We start from the raw sequence: 21,178 nt of genomic DNA on the forward strand, positions 1-21,178 counted from the left end.
TTGCAATTACATCTTTCGGATCTTGTACTACACAAATCATTGAAACATCTCGCTGCTTATCGGAGCAAATATGACACGGGTCAATATCGGTTATATGACCACATTGCGAGCAGTACATTAAATTACGCTTTGCATCAACTAGCGCCTTTGCAAATGATAAAACGGTATCTTCTTTCATCGTTAGCACGAAAAATGCCAGACGGGCCGCAGTTTTCGGTCCAATGCCTGGCAGTTTCATAAAGCTATCAATAAGCTTTGAAATTGGTTCAGGATAATGCATGTTGTACCTCCTAGAATGGAAGGTTTAAGCCTTGTGTGAATTTGCCCATTGTTGAATTTGTAGTCTCTTCTACTTTTTTCAATGCATCGTTTGTTGCAACAACGATTAAGTCTTGTAGCATTTCAATATCTTCTGGGTCTACTACTGACTCATCCAAATTCACTTCAAGAATTTCACGTTGGCCATTAACGATTACTTTCACTACGCCGCCACCTGCAGAGCCTTCAAATTGCTGGGCATTTAAAGCCTCTTGTGCCTCCATCATTTCTTTTTGCATTTTTTGCATTTTTTTCATCATGCCTTGCATATTACCCATTCCACGCATAATTAAATTCCTCCTAAATTGAATAAATTATTCTTCAATAACTTCAACAAAATCTTTGCCGAATAAAGCTTCAGCTTCCACTACAAGTGGGTCCTGCGACGCGATTGGCTGTGCGTCGTCAATAAATGGCTGCGCCGTCTCCTGAACCTGCTCACTTTTTTTAGCGTGTAGACCGTTATCGCGAATAAAGTTCTCTCGCAATTCAAGCCAAGAGCTTTCTGGAATGCACAGCATCTCATACATCGTACCGATTTGAGCTGCCAATGTTTGTATAAACATTGTTAATAAAGAGCGATTTTCAGCTACCATTTGACAATGTATATCATACTTGAATTTTAACACAAAAGCACTAGAAGATGCTGCAACAGGCTCTGCCTCCGCTAAAAGTGCCGCTTGTGATTTTTGCATTTGATTTAAGCTTTGTGCCCAAGCTGATTTTATTTTTTGAATATCTTCCTTCGTAGCATCTTTTAACACTTCTTGAATACGCCCTGTCTGCGGCTTAAACCCATTTGGCGTTTTTGCCCTTTGTCGCGGCGCTTGCTTTTCCTGTTGTTGCATAGTTGTGCCATTCGCTAATTGCTCTGTTAGCTGCTGAACAAGCTGCTCTAGCATTGCAACTTTTTCTTCTAGCGCTGGGTTTACGCCCACTGATGCTGTGGGACTCGCTGTAAATTGCGTTATTTTTAACAAAGCTGTTTCCAAATAGATTTTCGTGCGATGAGAAAATCTCATTTCTTGCTGTGTTTGCGCTAATGTGTCGATAAAACTATACAGCGTGTCTGCCGAAAATTGCTCCGCTAATTGAACAAATTTCTCTTCCATTGTCACAAGCTCCAGTAGCTCACTTAAATCGCCAGTAGTTTGTAGCAATAATAAATCTCGGAAAAATGTAATTAGGTCCTCTGTTAAACGTAATGGCTCTTTGCCATCAGCAACTAACTGCTCTAATAATGAGAGTACTTGCGCGACATCTTTTTGCCCAATGGCAATTGTTAGGTCATAAAATACATCTTGACTAACTGAGCCCGTTACAAAAAGCGCATCCTCCATTGTTAATATGTCTTTACTAAAGGATACCACTTGGTCTAGCAAGCTAAGTGCATCACGCATTCCCCCTGCTGCCGCTTGTGTAATTACCTTTAATGCCTGTTCTTCAAACGGTAGATCAATATCTTCTAAAACAACTTTCATACGCTCTAAAATATCAGTGGAAGAAAGGCGCTTAAAATCGAAGCGTTGACAGCGAGAAATTATCGTCGCTGGCAGCTTATGTGGCTCTGTCGTTGCCAAAACGAATACAACATGCGCTGGAGGCTCCTCTAATGTTTTCAATAGTGCATTAAAAGCACTTGTTGATAGCATATGTACCTCGTCAATAATATAAACTTTGAAGCGCGCATTTGCTGGTGTGAAGTGGACTTTTTCAATAATATCACGCATTTCTTCTACACGAGAGTTAGAGGCTGCGTCAAATTCAATGATATCTGGATGTGAACCCTCCGTAATACTTTTACATGTAGCACATTCATTACAAGGCTCACTTGTCGGGGCATGCTCACAGTTTAATGTTTTCGCAAAAATTTTCGCCGTACTTGTTTTTCCAGTACCACGCGGACCAGAGAAGAGATAGGCATGCGTTGTTTTATTTGCCAGGAGGGCATTTTGCAGCGTTCTTTTTACATGTACTTGCCCTGACATATCCCGAAAAGATTGAGGGCGATAGACACGATAAAATGCTTGATACGTCAACGGTTTCCTCTCCTTTGCTTGAATTCACTAGCTATAGTATAGCATTAATTGTGCGATTTTTTCTTTAAAAAAAGCGCATCCATCCTAGTAGATGAATGCGCTATTACCTGCAATTTAAAGCCGTGCACCTTCCTTCGACAGCCGCACATAAGCGTTACTCTTGTCGACAGCTCAGGTTAGGCTACCCCGCGGCACATGAGTGAAACCACTTAATGCTGCTTCCTTCCGGACCTGACATAGTTCATGGGTACCCATTGCGCAGGACCCAACCGTCAACACTACGTGCAAAAGGCAGACCAAACAATACGGACAGCCTCAGAAAAGGAATTCAATCTTGCTAGAGCGGATTGCAAGTTACAGGGCACCGCTACCTCCCCATCTAGCACGGCATTTATAAGTATACTCATATGCCACAAAAAAAGCAATGAATTGTACATAGGAATTTATTGTTTATCTTGATTTAGCGATGTTCTTCTATTGCTATCAAGCAAACAGGCGATTGTAACAACAGATATCTAATCGAATCAAATAATTAGCCAAGGCCTGATTTCAATATTTTTCAGAAAAAGTGCTTGACCAACATTTTAATACATGATATTCTAATTCTTGTCGATAAGACATCTATACGGAGGAATACCCAAGTCCGGCTGAAGGGATCGGTCTTGAAAACCGACAGGCGGGTTAAACCGCGCGGGGGTTCGAATCCCTCTTCCTCCGCCATATTTTTCAAATGACAACCGCTACTGATGTAGCGGTTTTTTTAATATAGAGTTAAGTATTTTAAATGCAAAAAATCTGCTAAAGCCCATGTTTCGCCTGTTTTCAAAGAGGAGGGTTCTCTCTTTTACGAGTTATAGCTTTGACAAAGCATCAACAAAAGCGTATAACAAGCAGGCAACTACACCGCTTGTTATACGCCCCATTTATTTAATATACTCGTTGCTTACAAGTGAATCTTGCACTATCTCTGTTGGGATTTCAAACTCTACTATTCCCATATAACCTGGTGCAACCTCATATTTATCAAAAACGATTACAAGCTTACCCTGTTCCGAAATATAGAAATTTTGGTCTGCCTTAATTGTTGTAAAGAGCTCGACTAAGCTTTCATCCTCAAGACCTGCATCGCTTACCCAATACATTTTATCTTGATTTGTTGCTATCATCTCTTCGCGCATTTTATCAGCAATATAGGCGCTAACTTTTTCTACATAAGCATTGTCTTTAAATAAACTTGGTAAAGTGATGACTATTTCCTTTTGCTTATCAATTGTATCGTATTTCATAACAGTTGACGAAGAACCGACTGTTTCAACAACATAGCGACCTATTGATAAAATTTGGCTTGTATCTGTTGCAATAACATAGCTACTATCTAAACCTAGATAGCCACCTTCGTTTTTATTCATCCAATCTACATCATCTTTAAATTTCTCAAACAACTCTTTGCCTTCTGCCGCATATTTTTTATTTAGCGCCACAATCTCTTCTGATTTCCCGTTAATTTTTGGCACATCTATATTGGCAGAATACGTATCTTGTTCAATCTCATAGCTCACAAATGTCAATACACTTACTACATCACCGAGAATTGGCACATTTACTAAACTTTTGGCCATTGCAGGATTAATATTTAAACCAGCAGTAAAGAGCGCCGTCGCTGCAACCGCACCTAAAACCCATTTAGGCGCACGCTTTTTTGGTCGCTGCTTCAAGCTTGCCTCTACTATTGAATCAAGACTTTTCGGTATCGGTACATTTTTATACTGTTGCTCTAACTTTTTCAAACGCTCATCCATCATTAAAAACCTTCTTCCTCTTGTAATTGTATCTTTAACAACTTTAACGCTTTGTACAATCTAGATTTTATTGTGCTAATATTTGTATCTAATACACGCGCAACATCTTCAATTTTTAAATCCTCAAAATAACGCAAGATAACTACCTCTCGATAAATAGTTGGTAAACTATCAAGAGCCACCTCCAAATCCGTATTTTCATACGAATCAACCTGCTGTGGTGTTAATAGCGCGAGCTTATCATCTTCCATTATTTGTTGACGCTTATGTTTACGGAGGAAATCGATAGCTGTGCGCACAACGATTTTATAAAACCAACTCTTTATTTGCTCCTCATTTTGTAATGTATGAAGCGATTGTAACGCTTTTTGAATGCTGTCCTGTACAACATCCAGCGCATCCTGCTCATTTTTCGTATAACTATAGGCAAGATAATAGAAACGCTCTTTGTTGTTTCGGATAAATGTTACTAAATTTTGTTCCGCGCGCGAATTACTCATTTCCGAAAGACTCCTTTGATTAATGTATACAACTACTAGACGGATGAGTTTATGAAAAAGTTTAAATTATTTTAGTGCCAGGCACACATACAATTTACACACAATTTAAAATTGTTTGCAATAAAAAAAGCGAGGGTTACCTCGCCAAAATGTCCACTATTTGCTGGGGTGATGTCGCTATATGTAGTAAACTACGTTGCTCTGCTCGTATAAAGCCTTCATCTAGCATCTTTTCGAAATGCTGTGCGATTGCATCATAAAATCCATTGACATTATACAAAATAACAGGCTTGTCATGTAAACCGATTTGCGCCCAAGTAAATACTTCAAAGTATTCATCTAACGTGCCACAGCCCCCTGGTAATGCAATGAAGGCATCTGCTAATTCTACCATCTTTGCTTTACGCACATGCATAGACTCTACAAAATGAATTTCAGTTAAGCTCGTATGGGCAATTTCACGTTGCTGTAAATGCGTAGGCATAATGCCGATTACTTTTCCGCCTCCGTGCAATGCAGCATCTGCAACCTGTCCCATTAAGCCAATATTTGAACCGCCATAGACAATGCCATGTCCCGCATTAGCTAATACTTCCCCTAACTGTGCCGCTGCTTCCTTATAAATTGGGGATTTCCCCATTTGTGAACCACAATATACTGCAACATTCATTAAAAATGCACCTTCCTTTTCTTCTATTATATTAATAGACAAGGAAGGTGCATGACTAGTTGCAGCCGAAATATTTAACGAAATGATAACATTCCGATGTAACAAAACTTATTTTACATTGCTTCGCCGATGTCGCTATTATCTTGCGGGCTAACCTCACCATAAAGTGGAACACTTACTAATAATAAAGCTAATACTAAAATCCATTTTTTCATTTTGCATAACTCCTTTATTTTTTAATATCGTGATACCTTTTTAATAACTCATATGCTTGCTTGTATTTGCGCTTTTCCTCTAAATAAGGAATATAATGCTCAAATGCCTCTGACAAATAAACAAGCTCCTTCTCTCTTTCGAAAAGATGCATTGCCTGTAAAATATACTGCTCAAACTCCGTATCTTTGTGCAGCCCTTTAGCAAGCTTTGCCTGACAAAAAATATAGAGCGAATGCGGGATAAGCGTTTTATAATTCGCTAACTCTAGATATGCCTTTTCTAAGCTACCTTGTTTAATATAAGTTTCTATTAATAAATAAATGGTTTTGACCTTATCTATTTGAGGTGCATCTTTTCTAAGCTCCACACAATGCAATAGCGTTTTTTCTGCCTCCTCATAATTTGCTTGCTCAAAATAAATGAACCCTAAATTATGATAGAGCTTCCCTATAATTAATACTTCATCCAATTGAATTAACTCACTAAGTGCAATGCCATATTGATAATAGCTTTGCGCTTGTTGATAGTCTTTTTTCTTTTGAAACAAGACGCCAAATAAATTATAGGCATGAATAGCACTTATCCAATTTTGTGTACGTAAAGCGTAATGGAGCACTTTGTCTAAGTTTTTACATGCCTGCTCTATATCACCCAACCGATAATAGCAAATGGCTAAATTATAGCGAATCGGAATTTGGTCTGATATAGCATAGGTACTGCTCAACGCTTGTTGATAATGTAGCAAGCTTTGCTCAAAGTCTTTCTGCATTAAAAAGTATGTACCGTATACTTTTAAATATCTATATCGCAATTCAGGCGGTACATCTTGTAATTGTATAATGTCTTGTATTTCCTTCTCAAATAGTAATTTTGCCTTATCATCTTGATGAAGCTTCGCATATACATCGAAACGAGTGAGATTGAAGTCTAACTCTTGCCAAACAGAGGAAATATACGTTAGCTTGTCTTGATAAGTGTTTAAAATATCTTGCGCCTCTTGTAATTGATGGTTTTTCACACAGTCGGCTAAACGTTCAATAATCGCTGCAACTTCTGCATCCTCATCATAAAAATCACTCAAATAATGAGGCGGTACTTCCATTCTTTTGGCCATCAATTGCAATGTCTCAGCTGGCGGTTGATATCTTCCCTTTTCGATATTGCTAAAATGAGAGTTAGATACAATGCCTGTATAAACATACTCACGAGAAAAGCCTTTTAGCATTCTGATTTTTCGTATTCGATTACCTATGTGCAAAAAGGTTCACCTCATTTCAGTACGCTTAACATAGTAGCTCAAATCAAATAGTAAGGTACTTTCTGAATTATATCATAATTCAATCATACTAAAGTATTAGCTATCCCCAACATCTTACAAAAATAATCGTAATAAAGCACACTAAACATCGTTAAATTCTCTATTTTTTATAAATACGCAAAATATTTTAGTTTTTCATCATTTTAAATGCATTATTTCTAATTTATTTTATTTTTTATTACTAACAGTTTTCTAGCGAATTAATAAGGTTTTTTATAAAGTTCGCACTTCAATTTACGAAAAGCTCTCCCAACAAGCTATAATTATATATACTATTACAGGTGTGTTGATTAGCCTTTATTTTACAAAAAGAGTCTAGGAAATTTGTTGATTTCCGTTGCGGGGGGCGCGGCGGTTTTAGCCTCCCTACACTTTGTCCTGCTGGAAGGCTTTGCTTTGCGACGAGTAATCGCAGGAGCACTCGCCCCCTTCACTCCAATAAACAAATAAATCCTTTATTAACAGTGCATTCTCTACCTTAAAACACACGCATCCATATCCAATATTTTCATAATCAACACGCCTGATACTATTAACTTCTAGGAGGCTCACAAGAAATGTTAACACTTTTCTACTTGTCGTTAGCTGTTTCAGTCGGTGCATTGCTAGTTGGACTCACTCGATTATCTTGGTTACTCATCTGTGTAAGTGCTGTCGCATCATTACCGCTTGCCCTTTATTTTTTAGTAGGCGCAAATAACACTTACCAGCTCATCGCATTAACACCTGTTGTGCTTCTCATGCTCGCTTTTTTTCTGCGCTTTTTGAAAATAAAAATTGTGTGAGTGCCAGGCACTCACACAATTTTTATTTATTCATATTCGGTTTCACATGAGCTGGAATTGGATTGACGTATGAGCCATTTGTTTGAGCGGCATGCTCTAGTTTTGCTTTCGTGATAAGCTGAGGCTCCCGCAATAAGTCAATTGCCGTTAATGCCATCACCTTCGCTGCATATAATAAGCCTTTATGTGCGATAGATGTCTTCCCTTGAGATACGACTTGCCAAGTATGAAGCGGCGTGCCAAAAACAAAGCAAGGTGTGAAGCATTGCGCTGTCGGCACAACCCAACTAACATCTGCGACGTCTGTTGAGCCCGCCATCGCTTTATCTGATTGTTCATAGGGTAATACAATATTTAAAAATGGGCCATTCATTTGCAAAAAGGCTTCATCGATATTATGCCCACCCGCTATGTCCTTGACGTCATTTTTTCCTGCCTGTATTTCATTCGCTGTTAATGTTTGAGCCATTTGCTTTGCGTATGCAAGCTCCTGCTTCGTATATTTCGGCAACCCTACTGCCTCTAAATTTTTATAGAGAAGTTGATTAATTGTGTCGTTGGGCAAATAATTAGAGCAAGCTTTATCGAACTTCACCTTAATTGTTGTTTCCGTCATCAGTGCCGCACCTTCTGCAATTTTGACCACACGCTGATAAATTTGCTCCACTTCCTTAATATCCTTGCCGCGAATTAAATATAATACTTCTGCATTTGCTTGTACTACGTTTGGTGAAATGCCACCTGTATTTGTTACTGCATAGTGAAAGCGTACATTTGATGGCACATGCTCACGCAAATAGTTTACGCCTACATTCATCAGCTCCACTGCATCTAATGCGCTGCGACCAAGCTCTGGTGAATTTGCAGCGTGTGCAGCGATGCCCTCAAACTCAAAGTACACTTGGTAGTTTGCCAGAGAAGAGCGATTCCAAACACCGGCATATGATTCTGGATGCCAAGTTAAGGCGATATCAACGTCAGCAAACACACCCTCACGCACCATAAATGTTTTACCTGAGCCGCCCTCCTCTGCTGGACAGCCATAATAATGAATTTGCCCAGGCATTTTCCCTTCAGCAATCCATTCCTTTAAAGCCATTACTGCTGCAACCCCTGCTGTACCTAACAAATTATGACCACAACCATGTCCATTTGCCCCTTCTACAAATGCTTCACGTGCTGTCGCACCACCCTTTTGATTTAAACCGGGTAATGCATCATATTCACCTAAAATGCCAATAATCGGACCCGTTGTCCCATACTTTGCTACGAAGGCCGTTTCGATTCCACCTAGACCTGTTTCTATCTCAAAGCCATTTGCCTTAAGATAACTAGTTAATAATTGTACGGATTGTTGTTCCTCAAAACGTATTTCTGCAATTTCCCAAATCCGATCAGATAAAGTAAATATGTCTTGCTCATATTTAATTAGATAAGATTCAAGCTCTTGCATTGCCGCAAGCGCTGTCACTGCCATTTACTTTTCCTCCTCGCTAAGATGTAATAGCATATTTAGCCATATTTCAATAGCTGGTAACATATCTTCCTCACGGATATCGAAGCATTCATTGTGATGCCCCGCTGCTAAATCTGTTCCTATAATAGAATATGTAGCTACCCCACCACTACTTTGTACTTTTTCCATCAAATATGTAGCATCCTCTGAGCCCGCGTTGAAATATTGGTATTCAACAGTTGGAATATTTAATGCTTTTGTTATGTTTGCTAATTTTTCAGCCAGCTTTTTGTCTGATGGTACACTTATCGCACCTCCAACCTTTTCATAGTGAACTTGAATATCATACATTATCGCAATCCCTTCTAAAATATTGCGCATTTGATTTTCATAAAATGCATTAATTTCTGTTGTTTCCCCGCGTAATTCAAGCTGCATTTTGGCATTTGGTGCAATAATATTTCGCCCTGCGCCCGCATGGAGTGTCCCAACATTTATACGACTTGAGCCATCACTATGCGGTGGTAATGCATGTAAAGCAAGAGTAGCCTGAGCACTTGCTAGAAGGGCATTTTTCCCTTGCTCTGGGAAGGCCCCTGCATGTGAGGCAACTCCTTCGAATAACACATCATACTTCGACGTCGCCAAAAACCCGTCAGTCCCAGCAACAAATACCCCTTTTTCAACACCTGTTCCAATATGGAGAGCAAAAAAATAATCGATATTATCAAATAAATCAGAGGCAACAAGCGATGCCGCACCACGTACCCCTTCTTCTGCTGGCTGGAACAAAATTTTGATTGTCCCTTTTAGCTTATCGCGTTGCTGCAATATTTGCTCGGCAAGTCCAAGACCAATTGTTGCATGACTATCATGACCACAGGCATGCATATAACCTTCATTTACCGAACGAAAGCCTAGCTGCTGTGGTACATGGCTTTCATTTGTCGTTTCTAAAATCGGTAGTGCATCAATATCTACACGAAACAGCACATTCGGACCGGGCTTTCCTGTTTCAAGAACAGCTAATGCACCTGTGTAGCCACCTTCCATTTTTGCGAGCCATTTATCATTGGCACCCATCTTTTTTGCACGTTCAAAAAATATATCCATCTCTTCCTTGCCTGGAAGCCCCATGCGCTCGCCAACAACTATATCCTTCCCTACATATACTGAGTAACCCCATTCCTCAAGCTGGTCAGCAATTTTTGCTGTTGTCCGAAACTCCAGCCAGCCCGGTTCTGGATAGCGATGAAAATCTCTGCGCCACTCTGATAATGTGTTTAAATAACTTTCTTGTATGCGAATCATAAATTTTCCTCCTCGTCTATCTAAAACAAACGCAATGTAAATTTATCTAAATTTTCCGAATATTTTTATTGCAGTATTTCTCTATTCGAAATAAATTTTATTATATTAATAATAATATTTCAACAGGCTAAAATAAAAAAGCGGTATAAAGCACACAGCAATCTTTCAAATATACTGGACTTTATACCTCTTTATATTCTTAAATGTAAAGTTTACGACTGACTCAGTAAGACAAAGTATTAGCTTCTTTTCTAGTAGTAAGCTTATAACAAATATACTAGCCTCTACTTTCTTAAATGGCTTGTTTGCTCCATCATATATGCGATGCGGTCTATAATACTTTCAACTTGTTCTGGATTTTCCATTAAGTCGTAGTCATTAATATTTAATCGCAGTACAGGGCATGCATTGAAATTATTAATCCAATTTTCATAGCGACCATGCATTTCATACCAATAATCATGTGGTGTTTGCTGCTCCATCGCTCGTCCACGCTCTTGAATGCGACCGATAATATCCTCCACAGGCCCTTCTAAATAAACGAGTAAATCTGGGTGTGGGAAGTACGGTGTCATAACCATAGCATCAAATAAATTTGTGTATGTTTCATAGTCTATTGGACTCATTGTGCCTTTATCATAATGCATTTTCGCAAAAATGCCAGTATCCTCGTAAATCGAGCGGTCTTGAATAAAGCCCCCGCCATATTCAAAAATACGTTTTTGCTCCTTAAAGCGCTCTGCTAAAAAATAAATTTGTAAATGGAAGCTCCATTTCTCAAAATCCTCATAAAATTTATCTAAGTATGGATTCGTATCAACCTTTTCAAATGATGTACGGAATTTTAAGGCCTCTGCTAATGCTTTTGTCATTGTTGATTTACCAACACCAACTGTTCCTGCAATTGTAATAACTGCATTTGTCGGGATTCCATATTTTTCTCGTAAATTCATAACTACTTTATACTCCTTTGTTGTAACTTTTGCTCAATAATTTGCAGTACATTTTTTAAATCAGCTTTATTTTCTACAAAGTCTATTTCATCACCATTAAGCTGTATAACAGGAATCTCCGGATGCATCCTCACAAAATGCTGAATAAATTCATGATAATCTGCCGCTAGCTGCTCCATGTATTCACGTGTAATATTTTTTTCAAACTCACGACCACGCTTCGCAATGCGTTTCATCAATGTATCAACACTTGCATATAAATAAACGACCATATTTGGAACAGGCATGTCTGCCGTTAAAATACTATAAATTGCTTCATATTTATTATACTCTGAAGGCTGTAAAGTCCGCTTGGCAAAGATTAAATTTTTGAAAATATGATAGTCCGCTACAACGGGCTTCTGCTCGCATGCTAAGTATTGCTTAATATCAGACAGCTGTTTATAGCGATTGCACAAAAAAAACATTTCCGTCTGAAAGCTCCACTCCTCAATATTTTCATAAAACTTCCCCAAAAATGGATTTTCATCAACAATTTCTTTTAATAAATGATATGTAAAATGCTTTGAAACAGCATTAGATAAAGATGTTTTCCCAACACCAATCGGGCCTTCGATTGTTATAAATGGAACTGACACGAAAAGTTCCTCCCCTAAATTTCAAATTCGTCAATGCTTTTCATTGTATCATAGACACAGTGAATTGTGTGAGAATTGTGTGTGTGCCTGGCACTCTGTTACAATGAGGGCAAGGAGCGATGAAGATGGACGTATTTGAAAAAGACCGTTATTTTATGCAGCAAGCACTCATCGAGGCACAACACGCAGGTGAAAAGGGGGAAGTGCCAATTGGAGCTGTCCTTGTACATAACGAAGAAATTATTGCGCGTGCCCATAATTTGCGTGAAACGACGCAAAATGCTGTTACACATGCTGAGCTTCTAGCTATTCAACAAGGATGCGAAAAAATCGGAAGCTGGCGCTTAGAACAGACTACTTTATATGTTACGTTGGAGCCTTGCCCAATGTGTGCTGGCGCTATTTTACAATCGAGAGTGCCACGTGTTGTTTATGGTGCACGCGACTTAAAGGCAGGCTGTGTCGATTCATTATATCGCTTGCTCAACGACAAGCGTTTTAACCATGAATGCGATGTAGTTGAAGGGGTTTTAGCTGAGGAATGCGGACAAATTTTAACAGACTTCTTTCGCGCATTGCGAGCTCGTAAAAAGGCACAAAAGCGAGCTCAGCAGCAGGAATTACAATGACGACAATTGGCTTTATCCGACATGGTATTACCGCATGGAATAAAGAGGGGCGGGAGCAAGGACGGCTAGACATCCCTTTACATCAAGAGGGTATCATTGCGGCACAAATGTTAGCTAAAAGAATTGCTAATGAGCAATGGGACGCCATTTTTACAAGCCCTCTAGCTCGTGCACAACAAACTGCTGAAATCATCGCGAAGCAGCATGGCAACATCCCTTTATGGATAGATGCGCGTTTATGTGAAATTGGCACAGGCATGATAGAAGGAACAACAGAACAGGAGCGGATTGCAAAATGGGGCATCCATTGGCAAAATGTAGAGTTAGGAATAGAACCTGAACAAGAAGTTATCGCCCGCTGCCAATCTTTTTTGAATGCTATCCAATATGATTTTCCAGCAGATCGGATACTCGTTGTCACCCACGGTGACTTATTGCAACGATTTTTCCGACTTCTTGGACAAGACCTCCCACGTATGCACAATACCGCATTCACTCTAATTGAGCGAACACAATCAGCAAACAAATTACTTCTATTTAATTGTAGGAAACATGAGAGGTAGGTAAAAAAATGTATGAGGTAAAGGATTCCTATTTTTTTATTGCAGATACACAAACTACGCTAATCTTTGGCATTACAGGCGTGCTGCTTCTTCTATTATTGGGTATGGGGTTTTATTTTGTAATAAAAAAGCGCTAGAGAAGCGTGGCCAGTAAACCACTTTCTCTAGAGCTTTTCTAGGGAGTATTTGATTATTTATTTCATTTAGAAGGATTTTTTATTCCTTCCAAGGCGATGTTATCTACTATTTGCGCACAGTTGATAATTTACCTTGACTGAATAGTTTTAAGTAGTCATAGCCACCTGCTTTTGAGTCTGTACCAGACATGTTGAAACCGCCGAATGGGTGCACGCCTACTAACGCACCTGTACATTTACGGTTGATGTATAAGTTACCGCAGTGCATTTCGCGTCGAGCATAGTCAATACGTTCTTCTAATTGAGAGAAGAATGAGCCTGTTAAGCCGTATTCTGTATCATTGTAAATTTCGATTGCTTCTTTCCAGTCTTTTGCTTTCGCAATAGCTAATACAGGTCCAAAAATTTCCTCTTGCATAATGCGAGCTTTGCTACTTACATCTTTAATAATTGTTGGTTTGATGAAGTAACCTTCACATGTCGATACTTCTCCACCATATACAAGCGAGCCTTCTCCTTTACCAATTTCGATGTATTTTTGAATCGAATTATAAGCTTTTTCATCAATAACGGGACCTACATCATGATTGTCTTTCCCTAAACCAAATGATAGTTTGCTTGTTGCCTCAATCACTTTATCTACTAGTTGGTCATATACTTGTTCAACAACGATTAAACGTGAACCTGCTGAACATTTTTGACCTTGAAAGCTGAATGCTGCTTGAACAACTTGGTCAGCTACATAGTCCAAATCCGATGTTTCATCAACAACGATACCATCTTTACCGCCCATTTCTGCATTTACACGTTTCATCCATTTTTGACCAGGTGCAGTTTTTCCAGCAAGCTCATTGATATGAAGTCCTACTTTCTTAGAACCTGTAAAGCTGATGAATCTTGTTTTAGGGTGCCCCGTTAAGTAATCACCAATATCCGCTGAATCACCAGGGATGTAGTTTAGAACGCCATTTGGTAAACCTGCTTTCTCCATGATTTCCACAAATTTAAACGCAATAATTGGTGTTAATGAAGATGGCTTTAATAACGCTGTGTTCCCCATTACTAATGCAGATACAGTTAAACCTGTTGTAATTGCGAATGGGAAGTTCCATGGTGGAATAATGAAGCCTACACCTAATGGAATATATTCTAATCTATTATCTTCAGTTGCAAGACGCACTAATTTATTGTCTTCAGTTGTCATTTCAAGTGCTACCGTTGCATAGAAATTTAAAAAGTCAATAGCTTCTGAAACTTCAGCATCTGCTTCTTCATAGTTTTTACCAGCTTCTAAAATCATTAGTGCTGCTAAATCTAAGCGTTCTTCTTCCATAAGCTTCGCCGCTTGGAAAAGCACATTGCTTCGCTCTTCTGCGCTACGTCTTGACCAATCTTCAAAAGCAGCTAAAGCTACATTTAATGCTGATTCTGCATCTTCCTTTGTTGCTTTTGATACAGTACCTACTACTTGTGATGGCTGTGCAGGGTTTAACGAGCTAATGACGTTATCGCGGAAAATACGCTCACCATTAATAATAAGTGGCACTTTTACGCCTACTTGTGCTTCAGCCGCAGCAATTTTTCTCTTTATTTTTTCTACATTTGCCTCAATTGAAAAGTCTGTGTCTTTCACGTTTTTGAAGTCTTTCACTGTTACCATTTTGTTATTTCCCCTTTACTTCATTATTTTTTAAACAGGTTTTTAAGAACAAACGAAACGTTTTCTGGTCGCTCCGCTAACCGTCTCATGAAATAGCCGAACCAATCAATGCCATACGGAACATAAACACGTACACGATAACCTTGAGCGGCTAGCTTTTGCTGGAGGTCGCCCCGAATACCAAGCAGCATTTGAAATTCAAATTGATCTTTACTAATATTATTTTCATTCGTAAACTTTACGACTTCCTCCACGACTTTATCATCATGCGAAGCAATACCTGCATAGTTGCCATTTAATAAATGTGTTTTAATCATTTCCATATAGTTTTTATCAACATCTACTTTATTTTGATAGGCCACTTGGCCCGATTCCAAATAAGCCCCTTTTACTAATCGTAAGTTTGCATTATATTGATTGAGGTCTTTAATATCATCCATCGTACGGTATAGATAAGCCTGTAAAACCGTCCCAATATTTTCGAATTCTTGACGTAGCGTTTTATAAATATCAAGTGTTCCCTGACAATGCGCGTAGTCCTCCATCTCAAGTCGCACAAAAATATTATATTTCTGCGCATGATTTAATATTTTTCGTAAATTACTCAAGCAAAATTCCTGACTAATATCTACACCTAAAGATGATATTTTAATAGATAGATTACTTTGTAGCTTATTGTGATGGATAATATCCAAAGTTTTAATACAGTTTTGTGTCGCTACATGTGCCGCCTCTTCTGTATATACAAATTCACCTAAATAATTTAGCATTGTTAATAAGCCTTTATTATTCAGCTCTTGTACACATTTGATAGCCTCGGCATCCTTATCGCCTGCTACAAAACGCTGTGCGCCAAAACGCATTCCAAAACGCAACGCTAGTTTATTGGCTAATTTATTTTTCCCTACTACTTGGAAAAAAGTACTCATGACACTCATTTATTTCACCGCCTTCTACATCCCCTTACATCCAGTGAGGGTTTTCCCATAAATTCAATTTTTGACCGATTCCTTGCTCTTTCGCATTTTTATATACACGGTAAGCCTCCGATACATCATGAATGGACATACCAATCGGGTTGAAAATAATTTTATCTGTTTTATTTTTACGTCCTTCTAACTTCCCTAGCATAATATCACTTAAGTTATAAACTTCGCTTTCCTCTACATACCCTGCCGCTACAGCTCTATAGCTCACGTCTACACCGTGATGTTTCACGTGTTCAAAGTCATCTACAACGATGCGGTCATAGTGTCTTACTTCTTCTGGTGCTGTGTCCCAGAAGGAAATTTCAGAATGGAATACGCCTTCCTTCAGCCATTCGTATTTTACATATGGGTATGTTGACATTGTAGAAGTAATAACAATATCAGAGTCCCGAATTGTTTCTTCAGCCGATGTAATCGGTTTCACTTCTACGCCTAGTTCTTTCTGCATTTCAGCAGCAAACTGAATTGTTTTTTCCCGATTTAAGTCATACACTTTAATCGTTTCAATGCTTGGCACTGCGTTTACAACAGCCATTAGCTGTGTGCGACTTTGAACACCTGCCCCAATAATCCCCGCCACCTTCGAATCTGGATTTGCCAAATATTTTGCAGCTACACCTGTCGCAGCACCAGTTCGCATAGCACTGACAATCGTTCCATCCATAATCGCCAATGGGAAACCATTGTTTGGATCAGTCAAAATAATGATAGCCGAAGCACGAGGTTGCCCTAATTTTTTTGGATTTTCAGGCATACTTGGAATCCACTTCATCCCCGCTACATCTAATTCTCCACCAATATAAGAAGGCATCGTCATAATGCGCCCACGCGTTTCCTCTGTTTCAGGACCTCCCCAACGGATAACTGGCTTCGAAGGCTGAACGATATCCCCTTTACCATGTAACTCGAAAGATTTTTGAATTGCCTCTAGTGTTCCCTTCATATCAAGTCCACCAGCTTTAATGCAATCTTCTTGCGATAAATAAATAAACTCTACTTTTTTACTCATAAACCTCTCTCCTTTTGAAATTTTCTGATAACTTTAAACAAAAGATATCAATAAAAACGGAAAAAGTAAACCTTTTTTATAAAAAAAAGTTTCAATATTCCTATTTTTATTTATAGACATTCAAAATCCCTTTGCAAATAACAAGTTTAATTAGCATACAAATAGCGCTAATAATCGTCTTTTGCGAAATTCTATTAATAAGTTTAATTTTCCTGAACAATTCAATTACTCCAAAATAAATAGCTGTTGAGAAAGTAGAATTTTCTCAACAGCTATTCATATTAATCAATTATGCCTCAACGTAATTGTGTCCTGACTTTTTCGAACTTGTTCGAAAAGCTCCTTTTCAAAATCTGTGACTCTGCTTTCTATACAAAAAAACAATGCTGAGTTTAGTTAAAGTATCACATCATATTCCCTTAGTTTAGGCACGAGCTTTTTAATTGCATCGATTGAGCTATTAGAAGTTTTCTTCCCTATTTCCAATGCAATAGACTCCATTAACGCAAATATTGGGATAATGGAAAAATATTTACTCGAAACATTTAATTGAACACTAACATCTGCGTATGGCGATATAGGATTAGACAATACATCAGAAATCAATACAACCTTTAAAGAGTTTTCGTGTGCTAACCGTGCTAAAGAAATACTACGCTTTGTATATGGCTCAAAACCAAACAATAATACTACATCTGTATCAGTAGATTGTAATATCCGATCAAACATAGAATCGCTATCATTACTCAATTGAAAAATATCCGTTTTAAATTCGCTTAATAATAATTCTAAGTAAACGGCTGCTGCTTTATATGGTCGAGCGCCAAATATAAAAATTCTTTTCGCATTCATCAATGTATCAATTGCTTGATTAAAATTAATAATAAGTTGCGGATTTAAACTTTCATTCAAATTTGTAATGGATTCATTCCATATCTTCTCAACGGAGGTATTACTCTCGGCATTCGAACCTTCTGCAAATGACGATTTGACACTATCCCACTTACTAATATACTCATTTTGTAAAGTGTAAAATTGCATTTTAAAGTCTGAATAGCTGTCAAAGCCTAATTGCTCTACTAACCTTAGTACGGTTGTTGTACCAACCCCTGCGTTATGAGCTAAAGTTTTTACTGTTGTAATCTGAATGTCTTGATAATGTTCTAAAATATAGTTACAAAGCTGTAATTGTTTTTTAGGCAAAGAATTTTTCGTTCTTAATATTTCATCTAATATATTCATTAATAACGCCTCCCTAAAAATTTATTCAAAAATCAAAATAGAATATGAATATCGTAAATATTATATTAAAGTATATAAAGAGCTGTCTAGAATAGTATCCAAAGCCAGCTCTTGTCTATAATTGTATACATAAGTCAGAGTTCAATTTTTCGGTACGATTGAGGCAATCATCAGTTTGCTTTAGGCTGACCATGGTATCTGACCTAATAAAAACCTTAGTCTTTTTACAATACAAATGTAATTTCCTCCACCAAGACAAGCTGATAACACAAAAAGTCATAGCGAGTCTTTTGAAAGAATCAATAAAGCAGATTAATACTGTTTTTTAATATAGATTCACTTTTTATCTCTATGATATTAGATAAGTAAGTGGGGTGATTCTACTACAAGAGCTTATGAATTAGAAAAACATCAAAAAAGCATCAATTTAGTTAAATTAATGCTTTGAAAAAGTATAATAATTATTTTAAGTTTTAATAATGAATTTTAAAAACTTCATATATATTTCTATATATTCACTTTTAGACACTCTATTTCTATTGTTTATAATTTCAACCATGATACCCTGCCATGTAAAAATAGTAGTTGAAAGGATTGTAGATATTTTTTCTTCATCGATGTTTTTATAAAGAGTTAATTCTTTAACAAGTGAGTAGTTGCGTTTCGCCAAATCATGCTCAAGTATTATAAATTGAGCTTCTTGAGAATAGGTATTTATTTTAACATCATAAATCTCATAGTATCTGTTGATTAGCTCGTTTGGATCTGTACCAAGATTAGAAATAAATATCGCATAAAATATATCTGGATTATTAAAGGAATGCTTACAAAAAATTTCCCAAGTTATATAAAATTTTTCCTCAGCATTTTTTGCTTTTTTTAAGGAATCTTCTAATTCTGCATTATATGGTTCTAAAAATTTCATTGCAGCAAAGAATATTAGATGTGATAGTTCATCAAAATAATTATAGATAGTTGAGCTAGTATAACCAGATAAATCGGCAATTTTTCTTGCCGTAACATTTTTTATACCTTCATTACTAATAATATCACATGTGGCATCAATAAAAATATTATACATTCTTTTAGTTTGAATAATCTTATTTCTTTTCAATAGTATTTGCCTCTTTAATTATAGATTAGTACATATAAAGAGTATATCATTTTTTCAAGTAGGCGTATAAAGTTTCATCTTTGTATGCTAATAAATAGGCTACAATTAAAGTATGGTTTTGAAAATTAGCGATTTCCACTATTGTTTATACAGGAAGCGTACGTGTATTGAAGTTTTAGATATAAATATTAATGTAAACATTCAATTGTTCTAATGAAATCAGGCATTGAATGGTATTTTTAATATTAGACTGCACTTTTTATAATGTTTCATTTAAACGGTCAAAAACATAAAAATTTGTTGCTCATAATCACATAGTATGTTTCCTTCATCATCATAATCTAAATGTCCACCGCCCTATATGAATTTTCTGAAAAATTAAACTTCCTATATGAAAAGTTCTTGTTGAATTTTATATATTTGATTCCTTTAGTAACTTAGTTAGTATTTCATTTGCTGCAATTTCACCTGTTTCAATAGCCGTATCAGTATAGAATGTACCTAAGTAATCACCTGCCAAATAAATTTTCCCCGATGGTTTAGTTAGTGGTTCTTGTATTTTAGCTCTTCCTGGAAAACAATAGGGAAGACCGTGTAGCCATTTCTGTGCATGCGCTTCTATTACAATATCTTCAAAATTAGGGAAAATGCTATTAAGGTCTTTTAAATATGTTTTTATTATCTCCTCATCTGTTTTTTCAAATAAATTTTTAGCTAATGTAGCTGGTGAAAAAGTCATAAAACTACTTCCCTTTTTTCTTTCACTTTCAGAATCTCTCACTAAGTTAGCCATATTAAATGCTACATTAAAAGATTTTTTAGGTGTTGCCATAGCATAAATATTGTCCCATAATTGAGGACCTTCTTCTTTTGTTAAAAATGCAGCACTAACATATGGTCCATATACAATTTTTCTCAAAGCGTTTTTCATGTCGACATCTAAATCGATTCCTATTTTATCTGTAATCGGTGCGGGAGTAGTTATTACAGCATATTTAGCCATTTCAGAAATTAATTCACCATTTACATAATATTCAACGACAACATAGTCTTCTTTATGAAACACTTTTACTACATTTGCATTTAATTGCACCTTCTCTCCTAGTTTCTCTGCAATTGTTTCAGGTAAGACAGAGGCACCACCTACAATATTTCTTGTTAGTCCAGCAGATTTACTTTTACTTAAAACTAAGTTGAAGTATCCAATCCCAGCTCCAGCAGATACATCTTCGGGATCTCCAGCAGAACGACTGACTGTTGGTCGAAAAAGTGCATCTGCATCTTCGGGTAATTTACCAACGAATTCTGTAAAGCTTTGATCATTTAAAAAATTAAATACCCTTTGTTGATATGTCCAATAATTTTCGCCAGGTATTCTTTTTAAAGCTTTTTTATATTGATTAAGTGAGCGTAATACTTTTATTCCTGCTTTACACAATGCAAATCTAGAATTCCATGACATCGGTACTTTATAAAGTACTTTTTCAACTTTTCCATCCAATAGTAATTTCCCATTCATAGCGATACTTTTGAGTGAACCAGGTACATTTCTTGCCTCAACATTTACTTCTTTCAATAATTTATCCGTTGGTGAGTTTTCTCCTGCAAAAACATGTCCACCCCAATTTAACCAGTAATATCCACGTTTTTCAGAATGAATTCTTCCACCAACGCGACTATCACTTTCTAAGATTAAAATGTCTTTGTTACGTAAATACCATCCAGCAGAGAGTCCTGCTAAGCCTGCCCCAATAATAATCACATCTTTCATTAAAACAACCTCCACTCTAAAAAACATTATATAAAAAATGAACATGTTCATTTTTTAGAAT

At 37.2% G+C, this 21,178-nt stretch carries 20 protein-coding genes, 1 tRNA gene and 1 other RNA gene (1 of these 22 cut by a window edge); 4 read left to right on the forward strand and 18 right to left on the reverse strand.

Going from position 1 to position 21,178, the window contains the following annotated elements; genetic code table 11:
• From recR to ffs, 4 genes are all read right to left on the reverse strand, one after another.
• On the reverse strand, positions 1-280 hold the start of the coding sequence (gene recR / locus MHH70_RS11040) for a recombination mediator RecR (protein ID WP_066165997.1). The gene continues 317 nt to the left of window position 1, outside the view; 280 of the gene's 597 nt are visible here — the first part of the coding sequence; its start codon is at positions 278-280; the stop codon falls past the left edge of the window.
• Positions 281-290: 10 nt separating this feature from the next.
• The gene (locus MHH70_RS11045) at positions 291-605 is read right to left on the reverse strand and encodes a YbaB/EbfC family nucleoid-associated protein (protein ID WP_066165995.1); all 315 of its coding nucleotides are present in this window, start codon (positions 603-605) and stop codon (positions 291-293) included.
• A 27-nt stretch (positions 606-632) separates the two neighbouring features.
• Positions 633-2,357, reverse strand: coding sequence for a DNA polymerase III subunit gamma/tau (dnaX, locus tag MHH70_RS11050; protein ID WP_342471504.1), 1,725 nt, complete (start codon positions 2,355-2,357; stop codon positions 633-635).
• Between the two features lie 120 nt (positions 2,358-2,477).
• Positions 2,478-2,745, reverse strand: an RNA gene (gene ffs / locus MHH70_RS11055) — signal recognition particle sRNA large type.
• A gap of 239 nt (positions 2,746-2,984) precedes the next feature.
• Between ffs and MHH70_RS11060 the strand changes: the two genes are divergently transcribed.
• Positions 2,985-3,077 (forward strand) — tRNA-Ser (locus MHH70_RS11060).
• 203 nt (positions 3,078-3,280) lie between these two features.
• On the opposite strand, the gene MHH70_RS11065 is transcribed toward MHH70_RS11060, so the two are convergent.
• The 4 genes from MHH70_RS11065 to MHH70_RS11080 form a co-directional block, all read right to left on the reverse strand.
• Positions 3,281-4,159: a DUF3298 domain-containing protein gene (locus tag MHH70_RS11065; protein WP_342471505.1), complete on the reverse strand. Its 879-nt coding sequence runs from the start codon at positions 4,157-4,159 to the stop codon at positions 3,281-3,283.
• Complete coding sequence (locus MHH70_RS11070) at positions 4,159-4,656, reverse strand: sigma-70 family RNA polymerase sigma factor (RefSeq protein ID WP_066165990.1); 498 nt, start codon at positions 4,654-4,656, stop codon at positions 4,159-4,161. Before MHH70_RS11070 ends, MHH70_RS11065 begins: the two co-directional genes overlap by 1 nt.
• 136 nt (positions 4,657-4,792) lie before the next feature.
• Positions 4,793-5,326 carry a TIGR00730 family Rossman fold protein gene (locus MHH70_RS11075; protein ID WP_066165987.1) on the reverse strand — a complete coding sequence of 178 codons (534 nt, stop codon included), beginning with the start codon at positions 5,324-5,326 and terminating at the stop codon, positions 4,793-4,795.
• A gap of 229 nt (positions 5,327-5,555) precedes the next feature.
• Complete coding sequence (locus tag MHH70_RS11080) at positions 5,556-6,800, reverse strand: helix-turn-helix transcriptional regulator (protein WP_153061612.1); 1,245 nt, start codon at positions 6,798-6,800, stop codon at positions 5,556-5,558.
• Positions 6,801-7,417: 617 nt separating this feature from the next.
• On the opposite strand from MHH70_RS11080, the gene MHH70_RS11085 reads away from it, so the two are divergent.
• On the forward strand, positions 7,418-7,645 hold the full coding sequence (locus tag MHH70_RS11085) for a hypothetical protein (RefSeq protein ID WP_342471506.1): 228 nt from the start codon (positions 7,418-7,420) through the stop codon (positions 7,643-7,645).
• A 22-nt stretch (positions 7,646-7,667) separates the two neighbouring features.
• Here the strand turns inward: MHH70_RS11085 and MHH70_RS11090 are convergent, their stop codons facing one another.
• The 4 genes from MHH70_RS11090 to MHH70_RS11105 all read right to left on the reverse strand — a co-directional run bounded on the left by MHH70_RS11090 (position 7,668) and on the right by MHH70_RS11105 (position 12,003).
• Positions 7,668-9,122 (reverse strand): M20 family metallopeptidase, encoded by a 1,455-nt coding sequence (locus tag MHH70_RS11090; protein ID WP_342471507.1) that lies wholly within the window; start codon positions 9,120-9,122, stop codon positions 7,668-7,670.
• Entirely contained in the window at positions 9,123-10,412 is a 1,290-nt protein-coding gene (locus MHH70_RS11095; RefSeq protein WP_107943768.1) for an amidohydrolase, read from the reverse strand.
• Positions 10,413-10,696: 284 nt separating this feature from the next.
• The gene (locus MHH70_RS11100; protein WP_066165974.1) at positions 10,697-11,365 is read right to left on the reverse strand and encodes a deoxynucleoside kinase; all 669 of its coding nucleotides are present in this window, start codon (positions 11,363-11,365) and stop codon (positions 10,697-10,699) included.
• A 2-nt stretch (positions 11,366-11,367) separates the two neighbouring features.
• The gene (locus MHH70_RS11105) at positions 11,368-12,003 is read right to left on the reverse strand and encodes a deoxynucleoside kinase (protein ID WP_066165971.1); all 636 of its coding nucleotides are present in this window, start codon (positions 12,001-12,003) and stop codon (positions 11,368-11,370) included.
• A gap of 125 nt (positions 12,004-12,128) precedes the next feature.
• Here MHH70_RS11105 and tadA point away from each other — a divergent pair, with 125 nt between their 5' ends.
• Together tadA and MHH70_RS11115 are read left to right on the forward strand one after the other, a co-directional pair.
• The gene (gene tadA, locus MHH70_RS11110; RefSeq protein ID WP_107943770.1) at positions 12,129-12,632 is read left to right on the forward strand and encodes a tRNA adenosine(34) deaminase TadA; all 504 of its coding nucleotides are present in this window, start codon (positions 12,129-12,131) and stop codon (positions 12,630-12,632) included.
• Complete coding sequence (locus MHH70_RS11115) at positions 12,629-13,195, forward strand: histidine phosphatase family protein (RefSeq protein ID WP_342471508.1); 567 nt, start codon at positions 12,629-12,631, stop codon at positions 13,193-13,195. The genes tadA and MHH70_RS11115 overlap by 4 nt, the downstream gene beginning before the upstream one ends.
• 243 nt (positions 13,196-13,438) lie before the next feature.
• On the opposite strand, the gene pruA is transcribed toward MHH70_RS11115, so the two are convergent.
• From pruA to MHH70_RS11145, 6 genes are all read right to left on the reverse strand, one after another.
• Positions 13,439-14,992: an L-glutamate gamma-semialdehyde dehydrogenase gene (gene pruA / locus MHH70_RS11120; RefSeq protein ID WP_342471509.1), complete on the reverse strand. Its 1,554-nt coding sequence runs from the start codon at positions 14,990-14,992 to the stop codon at positions 13,439-13,441.
• Between the two features lie 23 nt (positions 14,993-15,015).
• On the reverse strand, positions 15,016-15,930 hold the full coding sequence (locus MHH70_RS11125; protein ID WP_342471510.1) for a proline dehydrogenase family protein: 915 nt from the start codon (positions 15,928-15,930) through the stop codon (positions 15,016-15,018).
• Between the two features lie 25 nt (positions 15,931-15,955).
• Positions 15,956-16,990 carry an ornithine cyclodeaminase family protein gene (locus MHH70_RS11130; RefSeq protein WP_342471511.1) on the reverse strand — a complete coding sequence of 345 codons (1,035 nt, stop codon included), beginning with the start codon at positions 16,988-16,990 and terminating at the stop codon, positions 15,956-15,958.
• 396 nt (positions 16,991-17,386) lie between these two features.
• Entirely contained in the window at positions 17,387-18,232 is an 846-nt protein-coding gene (locus MHH70_RS11135) for a MurR/RpiR family transcriptional regulator (protein ID WP_342471512.1), read from the reverse strand.
• A gap of 466 nt (positions 18,233-18,698) precedes the next feature.
• Positions 18,699-19,346, reverse strand: a complete 648-nt coding sequence (locus tag MHH70_RS11140; RefSeq protein WP_342471513.1) for a TetR/AcrR family transcriptional regulator — start codon at positions 19,344-19,346, stop codon at positions 18,699-18,701.
• Positions 19,347-19,758: 412 nt separating this feature from the next.
• Entirely contained in the window at positions 19,759-21,117 is a 1,359-nt protein-coding gene (locus MHH70_RS11145; RefSeq protein ID WP_342471514.1) for an NAD(P)/FAD-dependent oxidoreductase, read from the reverse strand.
• Positions 21,118-21,178: the final 61 nt, after the last annotated feature.

Source organism: Metasolibacillus sp. FSL H7-0170 (assembly GCF_038593115.1).
GTDB classification, from domain to species: Bacteria; Bacillota; Bacilli; order Bacillales_A; family Planococcaceae; genus Metasolibacillus; species Metasolibacillus fluoroglycofenilyticus.